At 68.3% G+C, this 11,248-nt stretch carries 8 protein-coding genes; 3 read left to right on the top strand and 5 right to left on the bottom strand.

What is annotated here, in order from left to right; translation table 11 throughout:
* Positions 1 to 4: 4 nt before the first annotated feature.
* Genes OV090_RS12630 through OV090_RS12610 form a run of 5 tightly spaced genes read right to left on the bottom strand, consistent with a single transcriptional unit; the run spans position 5 to position 4,804 of the window.
* Entirely contained in the window at positions 5 to 1,150 is a 1,146-nt protein-coding gene (locus OV090_RS12630; protein ID WP_267703857.1) for a hypothetical protein, read from the bottom strand.
* A gap of 3 nt (positions 1,151 to 1,153) precedes the next feature.
* Positions 1,154 to 1,342: a hypothetical protein gene (locus tag OV090_RS12625; RefSeq protein WP_267703856.1), complete on the bottom strand. Its 189-nt coding sequence runs from the start codon at positions 1,340 to 1,342 to the stop codon at positions 1,154 to 1,156.
* Positions 1,339 to 3,183: a hypothetical protein gene (locus tag OV090_RS12620; protein ID WP_267703855.1), complete on the bottom strand. Its 1,845-nt coding sequence runs from the start codon at positions 3,181 to 3,183 to the stop codon at positions 1,339 to 1,341. The genes OV090_RS12625 and OV090_RS12620 overlap by 4 nt, the downstream gene beginning before the upstream one ends.
* A complete protein-coding gene (locus OV090_RS12615; protein ID WP_267703854.1) occupies positions 3,180 to 4,238 on the bottom strand; it encodes a hypothetical protein in 1,059 nt (352 codons plus the stop codon). Before OV090_RS12615 ends, OV090_RS12620 begins: the two co-directional genes overlap by 4 nt.
* Positions 4,235 to 4,804 carry a hypothetical protein gene (locus OV090_RS12610; protein WP_267703853.1) on the bottom strand — a complete coding sequence of 190 codons (570 nt, stop codon included), beginning with the start codon at positions 4,802 to 4,804 and terminating at the stop codon, positions 4,235 to 4,237. The genes OV090_RS12615 and OV090_RS12610 overlap by 4 nt, the downstream gene beginning before the upstream one ends.
* Before the next feature lie 407 nt (positions 4,805 to 5,211).
* Between OV090_RS12610 and OV090_RS12605 the strand changes: the two genes are divergently transcribed.
* The 3 genes from OV090_RS12605 (at position 5,212) to OV090_RS12595 (ending at position 10,655) form a co-directional block, all read left to right on the top strand.
* The gene (locus tag OV090_RS12605; protein WP_267703852.1) at positions 5,212 to 5,835 is read left to right on the top strand and encodes a peptidoglycan-binding domain-containing protein; all 624 of its coding nucleotides are present in this window, start codon (positions 5,212 to 5,214) and stop codon (positions 5,833 to 5,835) included.
* A 306-nt stretch (positions 5,836 to 6,141) separates the two neighbouring features.
* On the top strand, positions 6,142 to 7,407 hold the full coding sequence (locus OV090_RS50645) for an SUMF1/EgtB/PvdO family nonheme iron enzyme (RefSeq protein ID WP_267703851.1): 1,266 nt from the start codon (positions 6,142 to 6,144) through the stop codon (positions 7,405 to 7,407).
* A 74-nt stretch (positions 7,408 to 7,481) separates the two neighbouring features.
* Positions 7,482 to 10,655 carry a peptidoglycan DD-metalloendopeptidase family protein gene (locus tag OV090_RS12595; protein ID WP_267703850.1) on the top strand — a complete coding sequence of 1,058 codons (3,174 nt, stop codon included), beginning with the start codon at positions 7,482 to 7,484 and terminating at the stop codon, positions 10,653 to 10,655.
* Positions 10,656 to 11,248 lie beyond the last annotated feature (593 nt).

Genomic DNA, 11,248 nt, shown 5'->3' with positions numbered 1-11,248 from the left:
TCCGTCAGATGTCCATCGCGGCGAGCGCCGATTTGAGCGACTCGGTGATGCCTGCGTCTTTCTCCGGGTCGACGGGTTCGTCGGGGTCTTCACGAGCAGGTTCGGCTGGAGCGGGCGCAGGCGGTTCCGGCTCGCGCTCGCGCCTGGGCGGACGCCTCGGCTCCGGCACGGCGGGGGGCGTCTCGGGCTCAGGTGCGGGGGGCGTCGGCGCCGCGGAGGTCGCGCAAGCCTGCCGCGCGACATCTTCGGTCAGGCTGCTCTCGGGCTGGCTCGGAAGGCCCTTGGCGGCGTGCTCGCCGGCGAAGTTCTCGAGTTCATCGATCGTGCCGCAGCCGAGGTAGATGTATTTGCCGTTCTTCCATTCGTAGTACAGCGCATAGCGGTCGCCTGCGACGCGCAGCAGCTTGTACGCGCCGCCGTGGAAGGCGGCGCGGAAGCCTCGGCGGCCGGCGTCCGTGACCTCCTCCCACTCGAGATCGACCGATGGGGCCTTCGGCTTGGGTGGCGGCGCGGCCTCGGACACGTTGCCCTTGCGCTCGGCCTTGCGACGGTCCGCCTTCTCGCTGCGCTCCGCCTTCCCGCTACGCTCCACCTTCCCGCTACGCTCCACCTTCTCGCTGCGCTCCGTTTTCTCGCCGCGCTCTGCCTTCTCGCTGCGCTTGGGCGCCGCTTCCGCTGGCTCCTTCGCGGCGTCAGCGTTCATCGCTTCGCGCGCCCAGTCCGCCGGGCTGTGGTCGCCGCGGGTGCTCGGCGGGGCGCCGATAAGGCGCTTGGCCTCAGCCTTCATCTCCGCGAGCGGACCGCAGGCGATGTCGCGCCACGTCCCGTCCGCCGCGAAGTAGAAGAGGCCCCAGGTGCCTTTGCCGGGGCACTTGGCCTTGAGGAGCTGGAAGGTGCCGTCGCCGTGGCGGGCCTCGTAGGCTTGCCGGCCCTCGCGCTCGGTCTTGACCCATTCGAGCTCGGCGGGCGCGATCGGCTCGAGTGCCGCGGCCGACGCGGCCTGTGCAGCGACCGCCTTGCCGTTCATTTCGACGGTCCAGGGACCCGGGCCGCGGAGGTCGAGCTCGTGCAGCTTGCCGGTATTGTGATCCCGCAGGCGCAGGTGCCACGCGGTCGGGTGCAGCTCTTCGATCGTGAGTTCGCGTGCCATGGTTCACCTCGTGCGTTCGTCGTCAGAAGTTTCGCGCCGTGGTCGCAACGCGACGGTCAACAGGGCACCGAGCCCGAGGCCGGCGGTTCCCGAGATCGCGGCGATCCATCGCCAGCGCCGCTGGGCGCGCGCGGCGTACTCGCGGAATTGGGTGTAGCTGTCGAGGCATTCCTGCAAGGTCGCGTCCGTCATCGCCGGCTCTCCTTCCGGTCGCGCGCGCGCCGGTACATCCAGTAACCTGTTCCGGCGGCCAGGGCCGTGCCGCCCAGGATCCCCGCCGCCCGCAAGCCGTTGCGCTGCGTCGTGCAGTCGCTGTCGCACCGCTGCGGGTCTGCAAACGGCATCGCCAGCGATGCCTCGGGCACGACCGGCGCAGGATCCTTGGTGGGCTCGAGCGAGCCGGGGCTGAGCTTGAGGCCCAGGACGCCGGGCGGCCGATCCTGGACGCCCGCCTTGCGGAGTTGGTCCTTCCAGTCCTGGCCCTGGAACTTCTCGCCGACCGGCACATCGCTCAGATCGACGAGCCGGCGGTCGGGGTGCTCCAGCAGCAGCCCCCGCATCTGATTCAACAGTATCATCATTTTATCGTCTCTAAACGCGTCCCAGCTCGAGCGGACGTAGGCGCACTGCAAGGAATGGCGGAGGTAGTGGACCTGCCGCGCGCGCACCATGTCGAGTGTGGCCTTGAGATGCGAGTCGTACATGCTGACGAGGCAGAGTTCGCCCTTGCCGATCGCCCGTGTGAGGTTCGGGTGGAGAACGCAGCCGTACATGGGGCTCAGGCCGTCGAAGCGGCCCATGTCCCTGCGGACATTGCCCGGGAGGCTGCGGCCGTACTGGGGCGAATAGGTGGTGCCGCCGGAGACGTAGCACTGCCAGGCGCCCACGGCGCAGCCGATCGAGCTGCCGTAGACGTAGCGCAGATCGTCGAAGCGCTTGCCGCCCTCGGCCCACGCCTTCCCGTTGTCGCGCAAGAAGCGAATCCCCCCGTCGCAATAGCGCTTCCAGCGAGCGTGCAGATCCGCGATGTGAAGTTTGTAGAGGTCGAGGCTCTGCTCTTGTTGCGTGGCGAGCGCCCAGGCGGTCGCGCCGAGCCGGCCGAGGTTGATGTAGAACTGGCCGACGTCGACGACGTGCTCCTGTTTGATCGGCCAGGCGTAGCTGCGATCGGCGTTGAACGCGGCGATCTCAGGGCCGAACGGATCAAGGCTAACCTGGATCACCGACGTGATCTGGTCCATGCCGGGCAACACACCGAGGCCCTCGCCGGGCTCGAAGATCGCAACGTCCTCCCCTGCCTCGTCCTTGCCGCCAGTGGACTTGCCAGGCGCGAACGCGTAGCCGTGCTTGCGCTTGACGCCGACCCACTCGTCGCCGTCGAAGCGCGGCGCGAAGATCTTGGTCCAGTCGCCGCCAGCGAGGATCGGCAGGAGCGCGGTGTTGACGAGGTAGTCGTCGGTGTCCTTCGAGGGCTGCTGCAGCGGGGGCATGCGCGCGAACACGGCGCGCCGGGCCTGCTCTTCGCTGATCTTGGCGGCCTTCTGGCGCGCGGCGTGAGCCTGGCCGATGGCAACGCCGAAGCCGACGATCGCAGCGATGACCTTGCCGACTGGGCCGGTCGCGCCGAGGGCCTTCATGCCGGCGCCGAAGGCGGCGTCGGAGAGGGCCTTGAAGACCATGTCCTCGTCCATGAGGTCCGGGAGGGAGAACCGCGTCATGACGAGGTCGATCGCGCCGTCGAGCCCGCGCAGCACGCCATTGGTCTGGAGCGCGCCGAGGTCGATCGACTCCTTCGCGGCGGTGACGATCCGGTGGACCATGTACTGCGCACCGAGCTTGAAGTCGCGGGTGCCGATCTGATTCTGGAGCTTGCCGTTCAGCAGCCGATCCAAGTTGGTGTCGCACGAGCTGGGGTCGCTCAGGCACGCGACCATCGCCTCGTAGGGCGTGCCGGCGCTGGTGAAGGCGGTGGTGGCGAACGGGTGATGCCCGAAGATCTTGGCGTAACGGTCGGAGGTGACTTCGATGATCACGGCCGCACCTCCGCGGCTTGCAGGACCGCGCCGGCGAGCCCCTTCGGGGCGAAGGCACGCAGGCAGGGATCGGGGTTTTGGGCGACGAGGGCGGCGAGCGCCGGGCTGAGGCGCGTGGCGTCGCGGAGCAGCGCCCGGCGCAACGCGAAGAAGCCCGCGAAGCGGCGAACGATGTAGTTGTGAGCGTTGGCCGCGAGCGGGCCGAATGGCGTCGGCACGGTGGCGAGCTCGAGGCTCGCCTGCTCGGCGTGCAGCAGGAGGCCGCGGCGGTAGAGGCGGCCGGGGACGAGCGCCCTCGGGTCGTAGAGCGGGATGTCGCGCAGGACGAGGTCGACCGCCTCGCGGAAGTACCGGTAGTGGTGGACGACCGTGCGCGCGTCCTGGCGGAGGTTGCCCTCCGGTTGCCACAAGCCCGCGCACAGGCGCATGGCGGAGACAGCGGGGTTGTGAGTGGCGGTGGCGTCCCAGTCGAGGGCCGGCGGGGTGCGGTACAGCCGCCCGCCGTAGACCCATGGGAACGTCCCAAGGGACAGGAGCACAGGGCCGGCCCAGCCGCACGCGGCCGTCGATTCCAGGCTGCGATTCTTGTGGAAGAAGTTCGCGGGGGCGTCGTCGAGGAAGGCGCGTCCGCTGAGCGTGGTGCTGCCGCGGTCAAAGCAGGCGTTGTCACGCAGCGAGGACGGCTGCCGATCGATGAACCAGAGCTCGCTGGAGTACGCGGCGGTGTATCCGACGAGGACCTCGTGGCGGACTTTCGCCCGCGCGGCGCGGACGGCGGCGGAGATCGCCGGCGAGGAAGTCCGCGGACGCTGGCGATGCCAGGTCTCGAAGCTCGCCAGGGCGGCAGCGTGCAGGTTCGCCGGACCTTGCCGGGCGTTCAGCAGCGCGCCGGCGGCGATCTGGAGCTGGGTGATGAACCCGAGCGTCTGGGCGACATCTGACCATTGAGACAGGTTGAACATCGCCAGAGCGTCGGGAGAGCGTGCATCGAATTCGGGCACGAGGTCGGCGACCGCTTCCAGGTCGGCCCCGTAGCATGTGGTCAGGTAGCTCATACGAGGACCTTCGGAACGGGGAGCTGGCCGACGAGCTTCTGGAAGACGGCAGCGACGCCAGGCCAGTTGTCGGCGCGCATCTTGGTGGGGACCGTGGCGACGTCGCCGAGATCGATGCCGACCGTCTTGGCGTCCTCCCAGAACTGCGAGCGGATCTTGTTGTAGGTGTCGCCGTCGCGGCCGGGTGGGATCAGGAGCGAGATGCTGCCCCAGCCGACCTTGATGTCTGCGACGTCGCGGATGTCGTAGTGCTTGAGGAGGCGCTGCAGGTAGACGGTGGCGGCGAAGGCCGCGACGCGTGGCAGGAACATGATCCGCGGATCGGAGCCGAGCAGCGGCGCCTTGTCCTTGAGCTCCTGTACGCCTGTCCACAGGAAGTACGGCGCGAGCGCGCCGAACAGGCCGCCGCTGCCGAACGCGGCCGCGGCGTCACCGTGCATGAGGGCGGGGTTGCGGTCCTTGTTGTTGTGATAGGCGTTATAGGAATAGTTGCGCTCGGACTGCTCGCTCTCGGCGTCACCGTTGTGGGCCGCGGGGATGAAGCGGGACTCGCGGTAGGCGATCACCGCGAGGATCCGCGCGGCCCCGACGATGCCGCTCGCCTCCTCCGCGAGCAGAAAGAGGGGGCGCAGATCCGCCGGCGTCGTGCCCCAGTTGCGATCGAGGTCGCCCTTGACGTCGGCGGTGGTAGGCAGCGGCAGCGCGCCGTCCCAGGTGATCGGGCCTGTGCTGGTCGGCTTGGGCGCCGGGATGGTCTGGGGGTCAGGCGCGGGCGTCTGAGGGGGATCCCCGGCGGGCTGCGCGGCCTGCCGGCGCGCGAAGTAGGCGCCGGCGGCGACGACGAATCACACGCCTTCCGCCCGGTATCTGCCGTGTGTCATTTCCGGACCTCGACGGCAGCGTCTGCGAGCTGGTGGCGAGGCCGGGCCCGCGTGACACCGCTGTCGCTGGATGACCACCCGAGCATTCACTCATGCCGACCCACAAGATCAAGCAAGGCGAGTGCATCAGCTCCCTCGCCGAGCGTACCTGGCTTCCTCTCGACAGGATCTGGAACGACCCGGGCAACGACCCCCTGCGAGAGGCCAAGCGCGATCCCAACGTCCTCGCGCCCGGCGACGAGGTCTCGCTGCCCGAGCCAGGTCCGCGCACGTTCGAGGTCGGAGTCGACGGCGCGCACTGCTTCCGCGTGAAGCGCCCCAGGGCGATGTTTCGCCTGCGACTCCAGCGCAACGGCAACCCCCTGGCGAGCGAGCCCTATGCGCTCACGATGGGCGGCCTGACGCTCGAGGGCACGGCGGACGACGAAGGACGCCTCGAGGCCGCGATCCCGGCTGACGTGACGAGGGCGACGCTGGTGCTCCCGGAGCGTGGCGAGAAGTACGAGTTCAAGGTGGGGCACCTCGAACCCGCGGACCACTGGCGAGGCGCCGCGCAGCGCCTGCGAAGCCTCGGTGTGTACGGCGCCGAGCCCTCGACGCCGGACGATGGCTTCCAGCGGGCCCTGCGCCGCTTTCAAGCGTTGCGCGGCCTCGAGGTGACGGGGGCGCTGGACGGGCCGACGATCGCCGCCCTGCAGGAGGCTCACGGGTGCTGAAGCGAGGTCAGGAAGAGAACGTCCAGCGCGGCCCGACCTCGAGCGTGTTGAACGTCTCACGCTCGCGGTCCGAGCGAGCTGCCGCGAACGTCCCGATGAGCCGGGGTTCCGTGGGCTCGGGCTCGTGCTCGTCTTCCGTTGACTTTGGGTCTTGCGACTCCGGCATCCCGGCCACTATTTCCGGTTCCGGCGATCGACGCAAGCGACGAATCTCGCGCACGAAGCACCAGGAGGTCACGCATGCATGATTTCAGCTCCCGCCCCCGAACGCCCATTCTCCTCGCGTTGCTGACGCTCGGAGGGTGCGTGCAAGGCCCGAACACGGGGTCGACCAGCGAGCAGAAGTCCGGCCCCACCGGGCAGGCGGGCCCCGCCGAGACCCGCCTGGCGCTCGACGTTCCGCCCGGGCTCGCCGTCACCGTCGACGGCGAGCCGCGGGGGAAGACGTCGCAGGAGCCGCTCGTCGTCGCGCCGGGCAAGCACACGCTCGAGCTCGACGGCCCGTGCGGGAAGGCGAGCGCCACGGTGGAGGCCGCCGTCGGCGCGCTCACCACCGTGAGCGCGCCGCAGTTCGCGGGGCTGCAGGTCGCGCAGCTCACCGTCACGGCCAAGACGCCGGAGGGGAAGCCCGCGAACCCGGCGGTGTTTCTCGGGGACTGGGAGGTCCCCGGGGCGGCCGCCCAGCCGACCGCGATCCCGGCGTGCCAGCTGCGTCTCCGGCTCGTCGCGGACGGCCTGGAGGGCTTCATGGAGGACATCGAGTTCGAGGCCGGCAAGTCGTACCAGCGCGAGCTGGTCCTGGCGTCCGGGCCCGACATGGTGCGGATCGCCGGCGGCCACTTCCGCCTGGGGCCGCCAGGACCGGATCACTACGACCCGACTTTCAACTACCAAGAGGCTTACGAGGACTTCGAGGGCTGGCCCTACATCAAGACCTACGAGGTGGATGTCGCCACCTTCGACATCGACCGCGCCGAGGTCACGGCGGAGGAGTTCCACGCCTGCTACAAGGCCGGGTTCTGCGCCGACGAACCGGTGCTCTCGGCCGGCACCAAGAGCCCGCCTCCGGAGTTACGCAAGGAATGCAGCATCAATAATTACACCCCGATGCGCGATCCGAGGCCCGGCCGTGAGAAGCACCCGGCGACCTGCGTCGCGGGCTGGGAGGCGAAGAAGTACTGCGAGTGGGTGGGGAAGCGCCTGCCGACCGATGCGGAGTGGGAATTCGCGGCACGCAGCCGAAAGTCGGAGTACGCCTGCTCATGGGGTGGCGGGTACTCGCCGAAGGTCAAGTGCGACCGCTCCGGCCCCAACCCCTGGATGCGGGAGGTCTGTAGCTCCCCGAAGGACGACACGGAGCAGGGCCTGTGCGACATGACGGACAGCGTCGGGGAGATGATGACCCATGCCTTAGTCCCCGGACGGCCCGCTCCGAGCGATTGTCGCTTCAACACTGTGGGCCGCGGGGAATGGCCCTTCTCGGGCGGCGACAGCTGCACCGACAAGCATCAATCGCCGTACAGAGGCTTCCGCTGCGCGCGCGACGTCAGCGCCGCCCCCGCTCAGGGCTGACGCGACGAGCGAGAGGAGACGCATCCATGCCGCCCAAGAGGGTCATTTATCGAAATCCCGTCCCGGGGACGGTCATGAAGCGACCCTTGCCGTGCGTCGACCTCGACCCGGCGACGCTGAATCCCGATCAACTCCCGGGCAGCTCTTGTCGGAACAAGTACCGCGCCCTCCAGACGAAGGGGGTAAAATTCACCTGCCCCAACAAGGGCGGGAGCAACGGGTGCGAGGCAGGAGCATTCCTCTATCCGCGCAAGCTCACCGACAAGTACTTTCATTTTCACCAGGGCATCGATCTCGGGCAACTCGCACCGGGAGTCGAGGAGCCCGTGTTGGGGGAAGGTGCGAAGGGCCTGCCGATCCTGTCCGTCACCGACGGGTCCGTCGTGTGGACGCAGGAGTGGGACGGCAAGTCCAGCGGGTACGGGACGGCCGTGGCGATCTACGATCGGGAGCGCGAGCTCCTGTTCTGGTACGCGCATTGCGAAGCCGGGTCCATCGCGGTCAAGCAAGGCGAGGAGGTCGTCGAAGGCCAGGTTATCGCCAAGGTCGGGAACACGGGGAAGGCAGGAGGGCCCCACCTTCACTTCGAGGTCATTCGTTCACCGTGGAATGCCGGGGCTGAAAAGCCCACGTACACGAGGGTCGTGGGCGGCGATGCATGGGAACGCGAGCTCGGAAATAGAAAAGAGAGCCCGAGGCTCGACCCCCTGGAGGAGCTCGAGAAGCTCGGCCCCTGGGGACCGAAGCAGGTCTTCGAGCCCCTGGGCGAGTTGTTCGAGTCGGAGCTCGTCGAACGACTGCATCGACGCGTCGAGGTCGAGTCCTACGGCGGCTACTTCCCGCTGGGGGCCAACAACTTCTGGCACGGCGGGGTGCATCTGCCGGCGCCCGAGGGCAACCTGGTCCATGCTCCTTGCAACGGCACGATCGTCGCGGTCCGGCTCGCGCCCGACGAGGCATCCGGGAGCTGGACCTTCGGGCACACGAGCTTCATCCTCATCCGCCACGAGGTCCCGCAGTCGGTCTTCGAGCGCATGCAGAAGGGCCACGACGCGCCGAAGCCGGGCCAGGAGCCCGCGAAGACCTACAGCGGAAAGATCGGCGTCGGACACAAGGTCAAGGACCCCGCGGCGGTCAACAAGATCAAGGCGAGGCTGCACGAGCTGGGACACTACCTCCCCGACGATCCCGCCCGGCTGAACGACGGCCAGGTGGAGGCCGCGCTCGGCGAGGCGATCAAGGCGTTCCAGGCGACGATCACGAACCCCTACAAAAAGCACCCGGAGCGGTGGCCCGATGGTGTCATCGACATCCCGGGCCACACGTGGAACGAGCTCTTCCCGCCCGAGGAGTCGAGCGAGGAGCCTACCGCGCCGCAAGAGCCCGCCACCGACCCCAACCGCACGATCTACGTCCTCCTCATGCACCTCCAGCCGCTCACGCTGAAGGAGGCGCGCGCGGCCGACATCTCATGGGTCGAGAAGGTCAAGCTGACGGGGGGGTCCGACGCGCCTGCCGAGGAGCCCGACGAGCAGGAGGGTCCCGCGGAGGACCTCCGCAACCGCGAGGAGGCCGACTCGCACCGGATCAAGGCCGACGTGGCGATCGGTTCCACCAATACCGCTGACATCGAATGGGTCGAGCGTCGTCTGATCACTCTCGGCTTCCTGAAGTCGCGCAGCGAGCCGACAGGCGCCGTAGACCTCGACCTCGACGCCGCGATCAAGGCGTTTCAGGCCGAGCACCCGTGGCCGACCAAGCCCGCGAATTGGGACGGGATCGTGTCGAGGGGTGGGAAGACGGACAAGGCCCTGCGCAAGACCGCGTTCGAGCTCGCCGCCGAGAAGCAGACCACGCCGGCTGCCGGCGGCAAGAAATCCGACCCGATCGACCCCGCGTTCGCGGCGGCGGTGGCGAAGCTGGACAGATACGGGCTCGCCGACGTCGTCACCGGCCTCGATGTCCGGATCTCGGGAGGAGAGCCGCTGTGGAAGTCCGGCCGGGCAGCCAGCTTCAACGAGGCCGGCGAGCACGAACTCCGGCAGGAGATCCACTGGGAGGTCTTCTCCGAGGACCTCTTGCTCCCGAGCTGGGACGTGATCGACGACAAGGACGACGACCTCCACGCCGACCTCCCGGCGACGCTGATGGAACGGATCGACCTCGTCCCCGACAAGATCGTGACGGAGTCGGAGATCTTCATGTTTTACCAGAGCGACGCCTGCCACGAGCTCCGGCGCACCGCGTGCCGTTTTCGCAGCGAGTGGAATCTTGACCTCGACCGCACGATCGCCCGAATCGACGAGCTACAATTCAACACCATGGGCGTGTGGGAGGCGCTGGAGCCCTATCAGTGGTGGGAAAAAGCCCGTGACGTGCTGCCGGCGAACGGGACCCACGTCTGGCACTACAACCCGATCGAGTTCTTCCGCGTCTATCAGGAGATTCTCGAGGGGATGAAGCCGGCTCCACCGCCCGAGCCGCAGGACCCGGAGACCCAGGGCAGCCTGATCGTTCACGTCCTCGGCGCCAACGGGATGCCGCCGAAGCAGACGGTGACTGTCGTCCTGTCGCACGAGTTTGCGACCTACGCCTGGGAGGCGACCGACAAGGCCGGCGTGGCGGTCTTCCACGGGCTCCCGCTGGGGTCCTATGAGGTCTACCTGGAGGAGGTCGACGGGGTCACGCAGCCGGCCGAGGTCCGCGGCTATACGACCGCTGAGGTGCTCCTCGAGACCTCGCTGGAGGGCCAGCCGGAGCAGCGGGGCGAGCTCACGGTTTGGGTGCGCAAGGCGACCGGCGGCGCGGCCGTGGGTGCGCTGGTCACCATCCACGGTCCGAACCTGGACCGCAGCTTCGGGACGCTCAGGGTCGGCAAGAAGTCGACCGTGGTATTCGACGATCTGCGAAGCGGCGAGTATCGCCTGCACGTGGTCTATCCGGAGGAGGCGGCCCAGCCGAACGAGCTCGTCGAAACCGACGAGTTCGTGAAGTTCGAGGGCAAGAAGAAGAAGGCACGAATCACAGTCCCGCGCGGGTGGAGCGACGTCGTGGTCCACCACGACGACGGGGGCGTGCCGGTCGCCGGGACCGTGCTCGACGAGCAGGGAAAGCCCGTGCTGCCGATCACCACGGGCGGCTCCGGTCGAGCGGCGTTCAAGGTCCGGCTCGGCAAGTACAAGATCGAGTTGGGAGGCCGCAAGAAGACCCTCGACATCCGGCTCCCGACGACGGACGTGACGATCTGACGGCATTCCAGTGTGACGGTAAGGCGACGCGCGGGTTCCGTGGCGAGGCGTTCGCCGCGCACAACGCGCGTACCACCACCACTACTCGTTCGCGCTCGCTCGGTTTGGAAGGGGCACTCCGGTGATGTTTTTCGTCACCTTGCCCGAAAGACGCAAGGTCAAGATCGGAATGATCAAGGATCTCGTGGATTTCTTGAGCCCCGAGCTCAGCAATATCCCCGGAAGAGGCGAGGCGAAGTGGAGCATCAGCGGGGTGCTTCGGAGCCGAGAAAAAACGGCCCTCCCGGCCGGAAAAATCCTTCACGACGCTCATGGGGCTCGGCTAGGTCCATACGGCCCTTCCCTAGACAGGGGACGCGGACATGGGCGACACTAATCCCCATGCTCGCGGTCCCAGACCTGCCTCCCGACGCGAGCGCGGCCGCACTCGCCGCCTCTGCCGGCCTCCGCGCCCTCGCGCGGAGTGAGCGACGCCCCCAGTGGCTTCTGGAGCCGGACCACGCCACGTGGGACCGCTTCTGGGGACATCTGGGGGCACGCGACCTCGTCGCCTGGTCGACTACCTCCCGCCACGGCAGCGGCGCTTCGCAGTC

Origin of the sequence: Nannocystis sp. RBIL2 (assembly GCF_026626745.1) — a bacterium.
Taxonomy (GTDB): Bacteria; Myxococcota_A; Polyangia; order Nannocystales; family Nannocystaceae; genus Nannocystis.
This window is presented reverse-complemented; position numbering and strand designations above follow the sequence as displayed.

What these genes read in the sequence shown, in the direction of transcription:
- OV090_RS12630 (WP_267703857.1), bottom strand. Translation starts at nt 1,150, where the DNA reads ATGGCACGCGAACTCACGATCGAAGAGCTGCACCCGACCGCGTGGCAC.
- OV090_RS12595 (WP_267703850.1), top strand. Translation starts at nt 7,482, where the DNA reads ATGAAGCGACCCTTGCCGTGCGTCGACCTCGACCCGGCGACGCTGAAT.
- OV090_RS12605 (WP_267703852.1), top strand. Translation starts at nt 5,212, where the DNA reads ATGCCGACCCACAAGATCAAGCAAGGCGAGTGCATCAGCTCCCTCGCC.
- OV090_RS12625 (WP_267703856.1), bottom strand. Translation starts at nt 1,342, where the DNA reads ATGACGGACGCGACCTTGCAGGAATGCCTCGACAGCTACACCCAATTC.
- OV090_RS12615 (WP_267703854.1), bottom strand. Translation starts at nt 4,238, where the DNA reads ATGAGCTACCTGACCACATGCTACGGGGCCGACCTGGAAGCGGTCGCC.